Genomic DNA, 16,141 nt, shown 5'->3' with positions numbered 1-16,141 from the left:
AAGAGGGTATGGTGAAATGTGTTCTTAGCCGCTCTGCAAATGGAAGACGAGGAAGAAAGGTGTTGCGTCCTCGGAAGCTCGTCAATCAACCCGCCAAGCTGCGTTAACTTCAAAAAGCTTTTTCAAAGCATATTGAAGATTAACCGTCCTTCGTCCGGCTTGTCATGCTGCTTGCCACTTCGCTTGCTCGTACTTCACATTAGCTGTCTCTGCATTTAGATTCGTTTCACTAATGCTGCGCCTCACTTGGGCTGTCGCCCAGGTGAATCTTGCAACGCTCAACAGATCTAAATTCAGTCGCTAATCTATAATTTGGCTCACCTGCGTGTCGGCCGTTGCTTCAGGCTTGTCATAGGTTTTGAGGAACTAATCACACTGGCCAGTATTCAAAACCAACGCCAAGCCTTTGTGAAGCATTCTTTCAATCGCGCTAACGCGCTCCTTTTGAAAGACAACGACCTCAGTTCGCAGGCGGTGAGCAGGAAATATCAAACAGAATAATAAACCGATTTATAAATTAATATCTTTAAGAAATTGAATATATGAGTAAAAGAGTACGTGAAATAATAAGACGTGTCACGCTTATTATATTAATATTAGGGCTGATTATAGGCTGTTTTTATGTTGGTGTTATTTTTGGAAAAGGGAATGAAACAGGATTTCCCAACCTTTTCAAGGAACAGGGCATAAATGTCTTATTTGGAATATTGGGAGGCTTGATAACTACTGCATTAATCACTTATTTACAAAATATAACTAAGGAATATCGGTACTTAAGTAAAGAAGACCGTATTTTAACCGATACATGGGATGAGGGGTATATTCCTGAAGATTTTCCAGAGAACGGTCAAGAACAAATTTTAACCTTCCGTTTGAAACAAACAGGAGAGCGCATTACCGGCCACCTCATAGGCGAGGATTCACCAACCTGTCCACCTGAAAAAAAGCATGGTTATCGTCGATTCAATATAGAAGGAAGGAAAGAAGGTGATTTAATATCATTAATTGCTATTATAGACGACGACCGAGAGATTGGTCACACAGTTTATCTTTTGCAACTTAACCATAATGCCTCAATCATGGAAGGCGAAACGACATATTATGATTTAAATGAGCGCGCTCTGGCATCTGCTCACAGCAAATTGATCAGACGTAGAAGAATTAACTAACGGAGCCAATTCACTCGTTACAGACCCTTTCTTAGTTCGCAGGCGTGCGCCAATTTAAGTTAACTTTGGAGAAGGAACTTCCTTAAACTTATTATGCAAGAATACAAGATAAACAGTTTTGAAGAGTTTCACGTATTAGTTACGAAGCATAATACCACCAATTATGTCTATCGAGGTCACGCTGATACTGAATGGAAACTTTTGCCAAAAGCTGGTAGACCCGAATTTCATGATGCTTATCGCCCCAACATGAATGAGCAGACAGTTCTAGAATCTTGGAAAAGGTACAGTCAGCCTCATCTTAAACTTCAGCCGATAGACAATTGGGATTGGCTTACCCTTGCTCAACACCATGGTTTAGCAACAAGACTTTTAGATTGGACTAGAAATCCACTGGTGGCACTTTATTTTGCTACTGAACATCCTGTCGAAAATAGAGATACGTGTATATATATATTAGACTTTAACAACCAACCCATAACTACAGAGTTATATGATCCGTTCAAAATAATTAGTAGCGGTATGTTTTATCCCAAAGGTTTGGCAGCAAGAGTAATTAGTCAAAGAGGGGTTTTCACGATTTCTCATATGCCCTCTACGCCGCTGAATGAACTTTTACCTAACAATACTTTTATCAAAATAGTTATTGAGTATCAATCGATAAAGAAATTTCGAGATGCTTTAGAATTATATTCAGTAAACGAATATACAATATATCAAGACCTTGACGCATTGTCAACACAATTGAATCGATTTGTGCAAGAACGAAAGCCACAAAATGTAGAACATCTATAAATGACCTAATTGTTTGGGACTACAGGCCGAACTTTTAGCCGTAAAGTATTATATAAGAAACGTTTAAAATCTGTTCTTTTAATCGCGCTCTTTTTGAAAGACAACGGCCTCAGTTCGCAGGCGGTTCGCTGAAAGCTTCTTTTTTTTAGTTACCTTGGGAATCTAAACCAATTGCAATGTCTAAACTAAAGCGAGTTTGGTCGATTAAAGAAGAATTGCTAACTAAATCGAGGGAAGCAATGCTCAATGCAGTGCAAACGTTTAATAATCCCAACATAAAATTTAAATCAGAATCGTTTATTGTACTTTCTGTAATCGCCTGGACGTACCTTCTCCACGCTTATTATAGAGATAGAAAACTAGAATATCGGTACCACAAGATTAACAATAATCGAAAGCGGTTTGATAAAACAAAGCGGGGTGCCTTTAAATTTTGGGAGTTAGAGCGCTGCTTGGATGACAATAATTGCACAATAAACGATATAACTAAAGCAAACTTGAAGTTTCTAATAGGATTAAGGCATGAAATTGAGCATCAAATGACAAGCAAAATTGACGATTATTTAAGTGCAAGATTCCAAGCTTGTTGTGTCAATTACAATACTGAGATTAAGGAACTGTTTGACCCTACATACGGGATTGACAAACATCTTTCATTTTCATTGCAATTTTCATCCATATGCGAAGACCATGTGAGACAGTTAAGGACATTCGAGGATTTACCTCCCAACATAGCATCTTACATCAATGCATTTGACAACGATCTATCAGATACAGACTTTAACGATATTAGATATTCATACAGAGTGTTATTTCTACCCAAAACAGTAAATAATAAAGGCCAGGCAGATCGTGTTATCGAGTTCATAAAGGCAGATTCGCCCGAAGCTAAGAAGTTGAACACAGAATATGTGTTTTTAAAAGATTCAGAAAAAAAGAAATACCTACCTCACCAGATTTGTAACGAAATGCAAACAAGGGGATTCGTAAAGTTTAAAATCCACCATCATACGGTTTTATGGAAAGATAAAAATGCAAAAGCTAAAGGTAAAACATACGGAGTACAAATTGATAAGATGTGGTATTGGTATCAAACATGGTTCGATATTGTGGTACAACACTGTGCTGAACATGCTTATTTGTATGTTATGTAACTGTAAGAATATCGAGCGACATTGCCTTGATAGTAACCTAAATAAACTGAATACCGATGCCAACAAATGATTTAATTGACTTTATGCAGTCCGCAACCGATGAGATGTCGGCAGAATATAACAGGATTCAAAAAAGAGCATTGGAGGACCCCGGAACAGCAGGCGACCAAGGGGAAGAAAATTGGGCTGAACTCTTACGTAAATGGCTACCAAGCACATTTAAAATTGTCACAAAGGGGCGTATTGTAGGTATAGATGGAGTTGCAAGCCCTCAAGTTGATGTAATTATATTGCGACCAGAATATCCTCCTTCTTTGGAGAACGAGAAACTATATCTTGCGGGAGGTGTCTTAGCTGCGTTTGAGTGTAAGCTGACCCTGAAATCGAAACATCTAAAGGCATTCTTTGACAACTCCAAGCAAGTTAAATCAAGGATGCAGTATGAACTTGGAACACCATATAAGGAACTGCAAAGTCCAATAATATATGGCCTATTGGCTCATTCTCATTCTTGGAATGGTTTAAAATCAAAGCCGATAGAAATTATTGAGGAAGCGATAAATCAAGGGCATTCTGCCTCTGACCACCCAGTCTATCTTCCCGATTTTATTTGTATAGCAAATTTATCCTGCTGGACTGTAAACAAGGTAGCTTCTTCCGGCTTGAGACAGTTTAAAAAAGGCTCAATTGAATACGAGGGTTTTTTGAAAGTTTTTGGGAAGGACAGTCGACCATCAACTTGCTACATGAGACAGTATAGCAAATCTGCCTCAGATTTTAAGTCTATTGGTGCATTGACAACAGGATTATTATGTAAAATATCATGGCAAGTTCCCACTTTACGTCCAATCGCAAAATATTTCAAAGGAGTCAAATTGGAAGGTTCAGGGTTGGGGAAGGCTTTTTGGTGGACTTTGGAAATATATTCTGATAAATTAAAGGCTGTGATTGACGATAAACTTATCAATGACATGGATTCTGGCCAGTTTACTGGAAATAATTGGAACGAATGGTCTCGATTTATTTAGCAAAAATATGTTAGAACTAACACCGATAGCAGTAAAGAGTTATCATCCTGTTGCTATATATCATTAAAAAACCAAAGGATGTTGTTGTGCATTCTCTCCACAAAGTTAGCTTCACAGCAATAATACAGCCACTTCGTTTCAAGGTAGTATATAAAACCAGGGTATCCCTATCGGGAGCCTCCGCAGCTTTTATATCTCCACCTTGCCTTTAATTCTGCTGTTCAGCAGTGAGTCTGTTCGAGAATTCACTCGACATTAAATCTTATTGCTATGCTACAGAGTAAACAGCTACTTACTTCATTTGAGCGTTTTGCCTATGGACAATCACTGCACACTGCGTTTGTTGAACTTCTTGATTGGACTTTGTTACCTTTTAAAAAATGGGACAAGGCTGAACTTCAGTCCAAAGCACTTGAAACATATCAATCCCATCCAAAAGTCAACCAACTTGTAACCCTGATTAACATCATTGGCAACCTTTCAGAGGACTTTAATGATCCGTTGGGTGAATTATACATGCAAGCAATATCAAACGGTCACAACGGCCAGTATTTCACTCCTACACCGATTTGCGACATGCTTGCTGCATTCAATATTGATAGTAATTCTAAACCTGCCCAATCGGTTTGCGACCCGGCTTGTGGCTCTGGAAGGATGCTGCTAGCTGCAGCTAAACTAAACCGGCACATGCATTTTTACGGTGCTGACCTTGATAGTACATGTTGCAAAATGGCTTTAGTAAACATGATGCTCAACTCCCTGACTGGCGAAATTGCCCACATGAATACACTTAGCAATGATTTCTACACAGGTTACAGAACTGCTACAACGATTATCAATGGTTACAATATGCCATTCTATACAGAATTTACAGATCCTGATTTAAGTTATATCTGTCTACATGATTTAAAAGGTAACAAAGCTAAATCAACGTTTAACACGCCATTTGCACCGGTTCGGGCATTACAGCCTATTAATGGTGTTCAAGGTAGCTTGTTTTGAACTATGCCTTTCGTACCTTGGCTTAACCATGTTATATACACAAACTTACCTAGAAACTCTTATTGCGGACCGAGTTGAAGAAAACCTACACCTCGACTACAAAGCTGCTAAAGCGCTTGACAAAGCGAACCTAAATAAAACCAAGGATAGCATCTCCAAAGATGTGGCAGCTTTTGCCAATTCAGACGGAGGCATAATTATATATGGTTTAAAAGAAGATGTATCAAATAGACACATTGTGTCAGAAATTGATTATTTAGAAAGAATTGATATTAGTAAGGAATGGCTGGAACAAATTATTCAAACCTCTATTCAGCCTCGTATTGAGGGTGTGATCATCCACCCTATTGAAATCGATGGCAGCAAGCAAAAAGTAGTCTATGTGGTTGACGTCCCAAAAAGTAACACAGCACATCAGTCAAATGATCAACGCTACTATCGAAGACACAATTTCAATATACTGCCTATGTATGATTATGAAATTAGAGACATCTTAAATAGAACCAAGCATCCTTTAATAAATTTGATGTTCGGCATTAAAAGCACATTGTTGGGCAACGAACGTGTTTATGAATTAACGGTTATGGCTCACAATGAAGGTGAAGTTTACGCGAATTACATTATGTGTGCAATCACCATTCCTAAAAGGTGCCTTTTAGAGGTCAATGGTGAAGTTGGCAATTCAGCTAAAACATTCAATTTAGACAATACGTATCGAGACGTTGTAGATGTTGACTTGCGTGGAATGTTAGAACCTATGCCAATATATGGACCTGCAAGGTATGTCCCAATACTTGCTAAAACCGTTATGAATTTGCGGAATGAAATTAAATTAAACAGTAACTTCTTAGAAGAAATCAATTTGATTACATGGGTAGTATATGCTGATAATGCTTCACCTTCAACGGGAAGGATTAGCTTTACTGACATTCCGCAACATTCCTCATAGTCGCGAGTTTATTTACGTTGAAATAATTTGTTTCAAACTAGATCATATTGAGCCTTTAATAACTTCTCGGGATTAAATCCTATCTTAAAAGCCAATTCGTCAAGAGCCACCTGAAACTTTGGACAGTTCGCTTGTCCAGCATCATTAACATTATTACCAATTCAATAACATACATTCAAGCAGTATTTCAAGCCACCTCTCGGATCTCCTTTAACAGACGTTTTACTAAGTGGCAGGTCGTTCGAAAAGAATTACTATCTTAATCGGATAAAAATCGCTATGGCTAATACTGATAGGAGACAGCGTCAAGGTGCTGTGATTTCTTGGTGGAAACGTAAGCCAGGAAATACAATGCAAAATCTAAACCTAGTTATATCATCTACCGGAGGCATTGCGTCAATCATATTAGCGTGTTGGGCACTTGCTCTGACGTATAGGTTTGGGGAAAGTACAGAACAAATAAAGATACTTACAAACATTGCATTGCAACAGCAATCACAACTGGAACGACTTGAACTTATTCTTAAAGAAACCAAACTTCAAAATAAATTAAGCGATAGTGGACTTATTCAACTCCAAAGCACCAACACAAAATTGGTCAACCAATCAAAATTGCTGAATAGGCAAGTGACGATTTTAGCGGATGAACAAGCAGTAAGCAATCAGTTCCGAAAGATATCACGAAAAGCAGCATTTCTGAATTTTAAATACACTGTATCACTAATGGGAGATTTAACCCATGCCAGCGGTGGGCTTTTTACTGGCAATTATATGTCGACAAATAGAATAGCAGCAGCCAGTAAGGCAGAAAAACTTTTAGAATCGCAACTTACAAGTACTTTCTTAATTGAACATCAGAATAGCTGGGGAAAATGGAAATCTATGTACAGGGAGTCAAAAGGTATACAGTCAATGGAAGCTCATCCCGACTCAAGTTGGTTTACGATCTCCATCGATTCAATAACAAACGCACAGTCAATCAGGGATAGTGACCCAGCGTCAATTCGAAAAGAAAAAATAACGAGGTTTAATACTTTTGTTCGTAACTTCCGTGAGTTGTATATTGATGTACTAAAAGATATTGTATGGAAAGAAGATGAAATCGCTCCAAAGCATTATGTACTTCGAAAGTCACAGTTGCCCTTGTCTACAAAAAAACAGTTCGCCGACACCCTCTTCTAACTATATATAGCATGTTTCCAAGCGCTTAAAATAAGTTGTCATACGGAAGCTCAATTCGCTGCACGATCTACATTTCCCATTATGACTTCAAGGGGGTTAAAGCCCAATTTTGACCCTAGCTCGATTAGCGTTATTTCGAACCTAGCATAGTTAGCTTGCCCTGCCCCTTCATCACTATTTGGCATCCAATAACAATGCACCTGATTGTTATAAACTGCAATTTTCCAATACACAGCCGGAAAGTTAGCTGTAATCTTACCATCAGTAACAGTGCCTTGACTACCCCAAGTACCGGCCCAAACTTTAACAGTATCATATTGCCTTGCCATTGCTCTACACATATATTCAGTACCTAACTGCGTACCGGCATTTTGGCTTTGAAATTCCATTGCAAGGTTAAATGTATATCGCATTGATGTGTCCATTCCACCTTTTGACCAAGAGTAATCATCTGCAGAGGCAATATGGCCTTTTGCTATAACATTCTTTGGATTAAGCTTCTTATAAATTTTATTGGCGATGCTGTACAGCTTAGTTTCGTTTGGATATCCTTTTACAGGTTTAAATGGATACTTCGCTCTATCAATCTTTGTAGCCTTATTAGCTTTTAAACTGTCAGACATTTCTAACTGTCGCCTTGTAATAACATGATATACTAAGATTGGGTTATGCTTTGCGGTGTCTGCTATACTGATGTAATACTTATTAACCCAAACCACACAGTTCGGACAGAGGTCGGATTTAGTAATATCTTGGGCGTTGCACACATATGTTGTAGCAACTAGTATCAGCATTGTAGTAAGTCTTTTCAAATCAATTAGCGTTACACAAAGATAGCTCGTTTAAGCAGTTCAAGAACAGGTGTTTTTATTTATTTAATATTTGAAAATAATAAGTAGCTTTATAGCTCAACCAAACCACATCATGAAGAAATCAATCCTACTCTTATTCCTGGCTGCAGGTACGCTTGTCAGTGCTCACAATGTTAAACCGATTGTTAAATCTCGAAAAACTGTAGCAACTTGCGTTGGCGATAGTCCTTGTAAAGCTTGCAAGAATTGTAAATATTGTAAGCGATGTGCTAAAGATGGCAAAACCTGCGGTATTTGTAAATGATTTTGCTCAACCGATCCTCAATCAGTAAAGCAACAGTAGTTACTTTAATTTCAATTGCCAATTAGTTCATTTAGTAGCAATCCGATATTCAAAATCAATTGGGCTTAGTAGCATTGATAGATGATTTCAATTTAATTGGTATTCAATATGCATTTCGACTTAATATTAAACTAATCATAAACCCTAATTATTCAACATGAAAAATTTTTTTCTCGTCCTCCTCTGCTTAATTCCCTTCGTTGTAAAAGCTCAAAAAACTGGCTTGGGTAAATTTTTCTCACCAATCCCGAGACCAACAGTTCAAAACGAGTTTAAAACGGGTACACCAGATGGTCCTTCAGTAATTCCACCTCCTGAAACTACTACAGCTTGGCGGCCATCAGTAGTAATTCCTGCATTGAAAATTGTAGGGTCTGACTTACCTAATACTAAAGTAGATGCACTGCTTTTAACATCTGTTGGCGGTGGGCTTACCTATGAAAAACTAACTTGGGATGAAAAGAAGAATAAGTGGCATTCTACGTTTAGTTTCTCTCCGTTGACAGTATTAATTAATGGTAATTTGTCATCGAGTACGCCTATAAATTTGTCATATGCGACAACAATAGGCTTTTTTGACAATTTAATAATGTTTGGTGCAGGATACGATTTGGGCACTGTAAACAATAGAAGCCGCCTTTTCGGCTTGCTATCGATCGGTTTAAATTTCAATAATTAGGTAGGGTATTCCAATAGGTACTTTTCGCCGTTAAGACGCAATATGAAAAATATGAGCTATAATGGCTCTTTACTTGATATCTTTGTGTTTATGTTCCTGGTTTAGGTTGACCAAAGTTGTAAAAGATACGATCATGTTTTGATTTTATTAAAAGGCACCTGGCACAATAGGAAGCTAATTAATTCAGCTGGCGCTGCGCAGTAACCAAGAAAAGTACCAGCCCAAGTTGCGTTTGCTTGCTCAGCATCGTTTAACATTCTGAATTCGTATAAGGTCATATCCAAATATACAAGAAAACCCAGGCTTGGTTGATTGGCATTTGTTGAAATTAATGCAGGTACATATTTAGCATTGATTATCTTACTCTCGGATCCTTACAGTTGTGCGCTTCGTAAAAGGAAGGTTTAACGATTTCCTTTCCCCAAATCTTGTTGCCTGCTTTATGAGGGTTTGCAATGAAATGAGCGTTCCTTGTTTCGAAATATTTATCAATCGCCCGTTTGCAATCCTCCGTCGATGCATAATCGCTGTTATGTAAAACGGATTTAGCTAACCCCGCAAATACCGATTCTATAACATTGAGAAATTGAGAGGAGACCGGAAGCGGTGCTATAGCTACTATTGGTGTATGATTTATGTCCCTGTATTCAGTTGTGTTTACTTCTTTAATGTGATCCTTTAGTATTTTTGAATTGTGCCAGCTTGCTGCGTCCCAGGATAGGTAGAGTTTATCAGCCGTTCGATATTGGATCATCAACAGATCCATTAATTTAATCATTTCTGATGTTGACTTATTTGGGGAATAAAAGTGGGTAACCTGGTTAGTTGAAAGCTCAAGGGCAGCAGTACAGATTAGATACCCTTTCGGTATGGGATGAGCAGGAATCGTTTTCCTGTTATCCAATTTCATAATTGACCTACCACCTCTTATTCTTATGGCAAATGGCCCCATTTCATCTATAGAGAAAAACTTATCATTAGTCCCTAATGTTGATACAATTGCAATAACCTTGTCTAATTTTTCTTTAAAGTTAGGATCGGGACTCGTAAGTACTTCCCTGGCCTTTCGAAATCCATAGCCTCTACTTTTCAGGTAAGCCTGGGCTGTAGCACTTGACATATTATCCTTGTATTCACTAACAAATGTTGATGCAAGAGTATCCAGTGACCAGGACGTTCTGTTTATCCCAAATATCGATGGGCTTTGATGTAGTATTTTAATGAGATTATCAATCCGCCTTGTCACCTTTGCAGCCACCTCCTCTTTGTTAGAGTTACTTTTTCGTTCGATTCCCGTTAGCCCTTCTGCCTTAAATAAGGCTATCCACTCCTCAACCGTTTCTATAGCACAACCCGTCCTATCCGCAAGTTCAAAAGGTGTTTTACCTTCAAAAGACCCTTTAATCACAATTGCCTGCTGCCAGTATCTTCTGATATTGTGGTGCCTCCAGGATTCCAATGTCCTTAGTTCATCGGCAGTTAAGTGCTGCACTTTACTATTTGCAAATACATTGATCTTATTAAGGGCGCGCCACCTTGAATAAATGTAATTAAACCCCGGCTCAGAATACCCATTTGGGTGGATGAGTTTATATGCTCGCCATAAGTTAACAGCGGTCAGTCGTTTATTAATGTCAGCTTTAACCAAGTCGGGTAAGAGAGCAAGAAGCACTAATTTCCTTTCTGGAGGCTGAGGAAGTTTAATCTCGCTTGGAAGAAAGAATCGGTTATTACGTATTTTGCCTGGATACAATTCCTCCATCTTCCTGAACTGCTTTACATAATTGGAGACAGTATTAGGACTTATCCTTAATGAGCGTCCCGCAGCCCGATGATTGAAATTACCTCCGAGATAAAGTTCGCGTATTGCGTTAATAGTAACCTTGGATATCAAGTGATGATTCTTACGCATGATAGTCAGTAGGTTAAGAAGCGGTACACCTATCAAACGATATCTTTTTTTGAAAATTACTTTAATCCGAACTCAGCAGCCAGTCCTTTTTTGACGATGTTCATATCATGCGACATTCTATTATAAAGTATCTCGTAATGTGCGCACATTTCGTTTACCGCGTCAGCGTAAAGTTTATACAGGTCAAATTTAGACTCAGGAAGAGAATGTTGCATTTGATCCGTAATCTCTAACACTTTCAGATATAAAGATTTCGACTTGTCATTGTGGGCAATAAGTTGGTCGTTTGTAAGCGTAATATCAAAATAGAGGCCTACCAGGTTACATTTCCAATTCTCTGAATCAAGTTTTTCGATATAAGCGTTTAGCTTAAGCATTTCCTTGTTGAGAAAAGTTAAACTCGCTTCACTAATCAAATTACTTCGGCTCTGCCAGTAATCAATATTTTTTTTGATAATGGCCATCTTCTCACCCGTTACATAGTAAAAGCTTTCGGCAATGTCTATCTGCTTACTTCTATAAGTGCTTTTAAGCTCGTTATGTACTTTCCTTTTGTCTCCGAAATACTGAAAGGTGCCTGTCAATGCCTGAGTGAGTAGTGCGCCTGCTAACCCCGAGAAGGCGCTTAATTGAATTACTACAGAACTATCCATATCACAATCTTCTTTTAACAAAAATAACAAAAAGTGTTTTGAAATGCTAATAATATTAGCATAGATTTGTAATCTAAAACAATTGCTATGTCAGGGTATACAGTACAAATGGAGGGTGGAAGCACAATAATTGAGAGTGTTGAGTATATGTTTAAAATGATTGTGCAAAGGAACAGGCAAGTAAGTTTAGAACGCAATACAGCTTTGATTGAAGCGACACTTTACAAGGAGGAAGGAGCATTTGTAAGAGATTGTAACTATCTATTCGAAGCGATAGACAGTGATAATATACCCGTATGTAATGTTAAACTTGATGTATTTAAGAGCGCAGTTGATTTTTTCTTTACTTCGATATTGGGGACTGATTTATATGTCCAATATATCCCAAAGGCATCCAGTTTATGCGGAGAGCAGTTAAAAGCATTTCAGTTTGAAACACGTTAAGCAATTATTTTCATGCCAAAGAAGTATCGTTTTAGGAAGGTTTATTTTGTATGTAGAAACAATCAGGTTTACTCATCTAGTGCGAGGACTGAACCGTCATTCCTTTTTAAAAAAGATGCTGAACAATTAAAAAAAACACATGAAGATGAATATAAACCGTACGTTATAAACAGTCCTTCCTTTGTGCCGCCACCATTCACAGTTGAAGGCTTTTATTTAGTTCATGAAAGCCTTTACAATGAATTGTTAAAACAATTTGATAAAGAGCCCAATATAACCCGCCACTTAAGAAAAGTTTAAATCAAGGCCGACTTAATTTATTAAAAGGTACATGACACGATAGGAGGCTAAGTAGTTCACCTGGCACCGCGCAGTCTACCTTGTAAATAAATAGTTAGAAATAGTACTCCGACAATTAAAACCACATTTTATAAAGAAGGAAGCTAATCATTGATTCAACCGTAGCTTAAGGAAGTTCCAAAAAATTTCAAATTCTTGTAAAACTCCTATACTAAGGTAATTCAATCAACTTTTTGGAAAATGTAAATTCAGAATTTATACGTCCTGTATAAATATGAAAATATCAATTTTTCTGAATTGGAAATCTAAGTCGTACTTTTAGATTTTAACCCCATCAATCGCAATGTTAAACATTACAATACAGGATTTAGTCGCAATCATTACAATCATACCCATTGTGTCTGGAGGCGCTTATTTCTTAATAAAAGAGTATAAATTCAAACGAAACCGCTATCGCCAGCTACTAACTGGAAGATGGATTAATGAAGGTAGCGTCGGCGGTCCAGAAGAATCTCACAATATCGTAATGGATATAACAGTTGATGAGGAAGATGGGTCTGTAATCGGTATGATTGAGGTAAATGAATGGGCAACTGAAACTCATGGAATTTTCGGCTTAAATGGGAATATGGGATACAATTCAGTTAAATTGGCGACAACCGTAGTTCGGCACGGAAATGTTCATCAATATGATACTATTAAACTCAAATTTATAGATAAAAGGAATTTAGCTTTTAGATGCTCTTCTAAGGGGAGTACATTCTTTCCCTATAAAACGGCGGTATGGAAACATGAACCACAGCCTATTGTGCATTATTAGAAGACAAGACACTAATAATTGAAGCTGCTACAGGCTCAGAGAGTAGACGATTATACAATCTTATTTATAAAATTAGGTTAAGATCTTTATTGGGCATTCCCCTAGTAGCTCACTCGCTATTAAATTTGATCCACTAAAATATTTATGGTATCATTCATAATATTAATTACAACATGGGTAGGGTTTCCAAACGAGACGAGGCCGAAGCCTTTGAAAGTGTAACCTTTCGACTTTAAAAATTCGACAAGTTCGTTAGAAAAGGTCCGACCATTAGAATTTGATGTAAGAGAAAGTTGAAATGAATTAGTTGTTGAATTTTTCTGTTTTTTTAAATTTTCAATGAAATTTAAAATTTCCACTTTTTGCAAATCAAGCAAATGCTTTTCGGTGTTAATATTCAAATCCCCATTAACACCAACGTTATTTCCGTTACCAATGATGTTATGGGAATTGTCTCCTACAATAGTTCCATCATTCGACTGACGCGGAAGTGAATCTTTGGGTTTGATTCCATTATTTGTTGTAGTTGGAGTATGATTATTTGTTTTTTGTTTTATAAGTGAGGTTGACAGTACCACTGAAGATACTGAGGTGTGTTTAGTTATAGTTTTATACCCTGTTTTGCTAAATCTCAAAGTTATAGGCTGCGCGGGCCGAAAGCTGCTTTTGAGTATTAAAAGAAATAAGCCGTTAGCGTCCGTTAAGGCAAACGAATTATCACCGACCACTCCAACAGAAACATTTTCGATTGGAGTTCTCTTGTCATCTAAAACTTGACCAGGCATCCGCAGTTCTTGTGCAATGGCATTAAGATTTGTGAAAATTAAAATTGCAAATATGTATTTCATTGGTTATTTGATAGATGACGATAGGGGTATGACATAATTATTTATAGGAATGTCAATAGATTGATCAAAAATCTTGTACGTCTTTTTATACACTCGAATTCTCACGGAGGCAACAGAATCTTTAAATGGAATTGAAAAGTTTCCATTGTGTTCTGTAAAATAATGTTCATTTCTACCGACAATAGTTATGTCAGCTCCACTAATGCTATTGTTATTTAATTCGTCAACTACGGTTCCCGCTAAATGATACTCCTTGTTACTTAACTTAAACTGCGATTCTTTATGCTTCCATGGGTAAAATTGTATAATGGCAATGATGATTAGTCCAATAGTCGGAATAAGTATTTTAAGCAGTGGATACTTGCGGGTCATAACGTAAATGTAGCGAATATTTTAACTGATGCTTTAGAATTCTAAATTAGCTTATGTACCTTTTAAAAAATAAAGAAGGTTGGTAATTATTAAACTACTACAGTTCTCAATTCAGAATTCAAACAAAAGGTACTGCTGAGTACATATCACCTATAGTTTACGAACCAAGTTAACTCTAAAGCCCTAAGCGTGCTTTATTCAATTAAATATGTACTTTCATCCACCTATATATATCACATGTTTATACAGATATCGAATTAAAGAAATGGTCAAAAGTTTTCATCTACGTAATTTAGAGTTCTTCGATTTCATAAATCATACATTAAATCTTCGTCAGCTACGAACATGGGATGATTTATCTAAAAGTCTGACCGAATTAAAAATAAAATTAATCTATCGCAAATTCGCTGAAATTTTCCCTCGAAGGGATGACTATGTTTCTGAATTATCATCTTTGCCAGACGGATTTAAAACCATACACTATTCAACACTTAAAGGAACTACTATAATAGACGAAATCGTTCGATTTTCGTTATATTCTGATTCTATCATAGTTTTTCATCCTCTGCAAAATCCGGCTATAACTAATCAACAAATGAATCCAGGACGAAATCCTAAATTATGGATTCCTGATTTTATTAACGCTATATACTTTTATATAGTGATTCAAAAGTGGGTTCGCGCAGGAATCGTACAACTTGTCATCAACCCGTTTGAATACAACGATGACTGGTTTAAAAGGATTAGCGAACAAACTAAAATGCGATTTGAGACAATTAATAAAGATGATGTTGTTTTTAACGAAGTGGAATTACAGATAGCAGAACAGTTGGCAGCATTTTACAGCAAAGAGAATACTTTAGAAGAAATCAAGGCTGGTCTTTTAAAAATGGAAAATCCAAAGTTTTCTGAAGATCAGGCAGTGAGACTTGCAAACGAAATCAAAGATGCTATTCCTAAAGTCAACCCTCTATATACAGCCTTGCCAAAACATTTTAATGGTTCTCAAATTATGACTACTAAAGGTGGCGGACCACTTGAGTCAATTACAGAAATCGCAGAATTAATTGGCGGTAACATTTATACACCTAATAAGTTGAATTGGAAAATGTTACAAGAAGTGAACAAAAATGAATTTTGGTTGAAGCTCAATCATATATACTCTCAAGTGGATATTCCCTTTCTAAACAACGTTAGCACAGACTTTGCGCTATCTCTTAGGGAAGAGGATAGACTCTCTGGAGTAAGAACTGAACTTAAAAAATTATTTAGCGAATTAAATCAACTTCAAATTAATCAGATCGATGAGAAAAAAGTAGGTTATCTATATGAAAGCTTTAAGGACGAAATTAGAAAAACTGAAAGTGAGTGGACGGCAATAAAAAAAGAGTCGTCAATAATTAGACAGCATTTAACAATCAGTGCTGCGGTCATACCTGTAATGGTTGCCCAGCCAGTATCTATTTTACCTTTGGCACTAATAACAGGAAACATATTAGTAAACAGCCTCCGAACTGCCGGTGCTAAGCAAAGTGCATTTAAAGTAAAAAACCCAATTTCTGTTTTTATAGATGCTAAACACAAACCTGAAGGTTTTTTTGCGAATTTAAGAAGCTGTATTGTTTGAAATAATGCTAAGAAAAGTCATTTGACTACATATTATGCCGTAAATACTCTTC

15 protein-coding genes are annotated in these 16,141 nt (G+C 37.1%); 11 read left to right on the top strand and 4 right to left on the bottom strand.

What is annotated here, in order from left to right; all coding sequences use genetic code 11:
• Positions 1–542 precede the first annotated feature (542 nt).
• From IDJ77_RS11520 to IDJ77_RS11490, 7 genes are all read left to right on the top strand, one after another.
• Entirely contained in the window at positions 543–1,169 is a 627-nt protein-coding gene (locus tag IDJ77_RS11520) for a hypothetical protein (protein WP_191189100.1), read from the top strand.
• Between the two features lie 93 nt (positions 1,170–1,262).
• A complete protein-coding gene (locus IDJ77_RS11515) occupies positions 1,263–1,964 on the top strand; it encodes an FRG domain-containing protein (protein WP_191189099.1) in 702 nt (233 codons plus the stop codon).
• A gap of 176 nt (positions 1,965–2,140) precedes the next feature.
• Positions 2,141–3,118 (top strand): DUF3644 domain-containing protein, encoded by a 978-nt coding sequence (locus IDJ77_RS11510; protein ID WP_191189098.1) that lies wholly within the window; start codon positions 2,141–2,143, stop codon positions 3,116–3,118.
• Positions 3,119–3,174: 56 nt separating this feature from the next.
• The gene (locus IDJ77_RS11505) at positions 3,175–4,146 is read left to right on the top strand and encodes a DUF6602 domain-containing protein (RefSeq protein WP_191189097.1); all 972 of its coding nucleotides are present in this window, start codon (positions 3,175–3,177) and stop codon (positions 4,144–4,146) included.
• 270 nt (positions 4,147–4,416) lie between these two features.
• Positions 4,417–5,148 carry an N-6 DNA methylase gene (locus IDJ77_RS11500; RefSeq protein WP_191189096.1) on the top strand — a complete coding sequence of 244 codons (732 nt, stop codon included), beginning with the start codon at positions 4,417–4,419 and terminating at the stop codon, positions 5,146–5,148.
• Between the two features lie 28 nt (positions 5,149–5,176).
• Positions 5,177–6,097: an AlbA family DNA-binding domain-containing protein gene (locus IDJ77_RS11495; RefSeq protein ID WP_191189095.1), complete on the top strand. Its 921-nt coding sequence runs from the start codon at positions 5,177–5,179 to the stop codon at positions 6,095–6,097.
• A gap of 279 nt (positions 6,098–6,376) precedes the next feature.
• Positions 6,377–7,279 carry a hypothetical protein gene (locus IDJ77_RS11490; protein ID WP_191189094.1) on the top strand — a complete coding sequence of 301 codons (903 nt, stop codon included), beginning with the start codon at positions 6,377–6,379 and terminating at the stop codon, positions 7,277–7,279.
• Between the two features lie 50 nt (positions 7,280–7,329).
• Here IDJ77_RS11490 and IDJ77_RS11485 read toward each other — a convergent pair whose 3' ends face one another.
• The gene (locus IDJ77_RS11485; RefSeq protein ID WP_191189093.1) at positions 7,330–8,073 is read right to left on the bottom strand and encodes a DNA/RNA non-specific endonuclease; all 744 of its coding nucleotides are present in this window, start codon (positions 8,071–8,073) and stop codon (positions 7,330–7,332) included.
• Positions 8,074–8,591: 518 nt separating this feature from the next.
• On the opposite strand from IDJ77_RS11485, the gene IDJ77_RS11480 reads away from it, so the two are divergent.
• Positions 8,592–9,113, top strand: a complete 522-nt coding sequence (locus IDJ77_RS11480; RefSeq protein ID WP_191189092.1) for a hypothetical protein — start codon at positions 8,592–8,594, stop codon at positions 9,111–9,113.
• A gap of 355 nt (positions 9,114–9,468) precedes the next feature.
• Here IDJ77_RS11480 and IDJ77_RS11475 read toward each other — a convergent pair whose 3' ends face one another.
• Both IDJ77_RS11475 and IDJ77_RS11470 read right to left on the bottom strand, forming a co-directional pair.
• The gene (locus IDJ77_RS11475; RefSeq protein WP_224751060.1) at positions 9,469–11,025 is read right to left on the bottom strand and encodes an IS630 family transposase; all 1,557 of its coding nucleotides are present in this window, start codon (positions 11,023–11,025) and stop codon (positions 9,469–9,471) included.
• A gap of 56 nt (positions 11,026–11,081) precedes the next feature.
• A complete protein-coding gene (locus tag IDJ77_RS11470) occupies positions 11,082–11,678 on the bottom strand; it encodes a hypothetical protein (protein WP_191189091.1) in 597 nt (198 codons plus the stop codon).
• 87 nt (positions 11,679–11,765) lie between these two features.
• Here IDJ77_RS11470 and IDJ77_RS11465 point away from each other — a divergent pair, with 87 nt between their 5' ends.
• A complete protein-coding gene (locus IDJ77_RS11465) occupies positions 11,766–12,122 on the top strand; it encodes a hypothetical protein (RefSeq protein ID WP_191189090.1) in 357 nt (118 codons plus the stop codon).
• A 643-nt stretch (positions 12,123–12,765) separates the two neighbouring features.
• Positions 12,766–13,242 carry a hypothetical protein gene (locus IDJ77_RS11460; RefSeq protein WP_191189089.1) on the top strand — a complete coding sequence of 159 codons (477 nt, stop codon included), beginning with the start codon at positions 12,766–12,768 and terminating at the stop codon, positions 13,240–13,242.
• A 119-nt stretch (positions 13,243–13,361) separates the two neighbouring features.
• On the opposite strand, the gene IDJ77_RS11455 is transcribed toward IDJ77_RS11460, so the two are convergent.
• On the bottom strand, positions 13,362–14,090 hold the full coding sequence (locus IDJ77_RS11455) for a carboxypeptidase-like regulatory domain-containing protein (protein WP_191189088.1): 729 nt from the start codon (positions 14,088–14,090) through the stop codon (positions 13,362–13,364).
• Positions 14,091–14,727: 637 nt separating this feature from the next.
• Between IDJ77_RS11455 and IDJ77_RS11450 the strand changes: the two genes are divergently transcribed.
• Positions 14,728–16,089, top strand: a complete 1,362-nt coding sequence (locus IDJ77_RS11450; protein WP_191189087.1) for a hypothetical protein — start codon at positions 14,728–14,730, stop codon at positions 16,087–16,089.
• The last annotated feature ends 52 nt before the right edge of the window (positions 16,090–16,141 follow it).

The organism is Mucilaginibacter pankratovii (genome assembly GCF_014773265.1).
GTDB lineage: Bacteria > Bacteroidota > Bacteroidia > Sphingobacteriales > Sphingobacteriaceae > Mucilaginibacter > Mucilaginibacter pankratovii.
This window is presented reverse-complemented; position numbering and strand designations above follow the sequence as displayed.

What these genes read in the sequence shown, in the direction of transcription:
- IDJ77_RS11520 (WP_191189100.1), top strand. Translation starts at nt 543, where the DNA reads ATGAGTAAAAGAGTACGTGAAATAATAAGACGTGTCACGCTTATTATA.
- IDJ77_RS11515 (WP_191189099.1), top strand. Translation starts at nt 1,263, where the DNA reads ATGCAAGAATACAAGATAAACAGTTTTGAAGAGTTTCACGTATTAGTT.
- IDJ77_RS11510 (WP_191189098.1), top strand. Translation starts at nt 2,141, where the DNA reads ATGTCTAAACTAAAGCGAGTTTGGTCGATTAAAGAAGAATTGCTAACT.
- IDJ77_RS11505 (WP_191189097.1), top strand. Translation starts at nt 3,175, where the DNA reads ATGCCAACAAATGATTTAATTGACTTTATGCAGTCCGCAACCGATGAG.
- IDJ77_RS11500 (WP_191189096.1), top strand. Translation starts at nt 4,417, where the DNA reads ATGCTACAGAGTAAACAGCTACTTACTTCATTTGAGCGTTTTGCCTAT.
- IDJ77_RS11495 (WP_191189095.1), top strand. Translation starts at nt 5,177, where the DNA reads ATGTTATATACACAAACTTACCTAGAAACTCTTATTGCGGACCGAGTT.
- IDJ77_RS11490 (WP_191189094.1), top strand. Translation starts at nt 6,377, where the DNA reads ATGGCTAATACTGATAGGAGACAGCGTCAAGGTGCTGTGATTTCTTGG.
- IDJ77_RS11485 (WP_191189093.1), bottom strand. Translation starts at nt 8,073, where the DNA reads ATGCTGATACTAGTTGCTACAACATATGTGTGCAACGCCCAAGATATT.
- IDJ77_RS11480 (WP_191189092.1), top strand. Translation starts at nt 8,592, where the DNA reads ATGAAAAATTTTTTTCTCGTCCTCCTCTGCTTAATTCCCTTCGTTGTA.
- IDJ77_RS11475 (WP_224751060.1), bottom strand. Translation starts at nt 11,025, where the DNA reads ATGCGTAAGAATCATCACTTGATATCCAAGGTTACTATTAACGCAATA.
- IDJ77_RS11470 (WP_191189091.1), bottom strand. Translation starts at nt 11,678, where the DNA reads ATGGATAGTTCTGTAGTAATTCAATTAAGCGCCTTCTCGGGGTTAGCA.
- IDJ77_RS11465 (WP_191189090.1), top strand. Translation starts at nt 11,766, where the DNA reads ATGTCAGGGTATACAGTACAAATGGAGGGTGGAAGCACAATAATTGAG.
- IDJ77_RS11460 (WP_191189089.1), top strand. Translation starts at nt 12,766, where the DNA reads ATGTTAAACATTACAATACAGGATTTAGTCGCAATCATTACAATCATA.
- IDJ77_RS11455 (WP_191189088.1), bottom strand. Translation starts at nt 14,090, where the DNA reads ATGAAATACATATTTGCAATTTTAATTTTCACAAATCTTAATGCCATT.
- IDJ77_RS11450 (WP_191189087.1), top strand. Translation starts at nt 14,728, where the DNA reads ATGGTCAAAAGTTTTCATCTACGTAATTTAGAGTTCTTCGATTTCATA.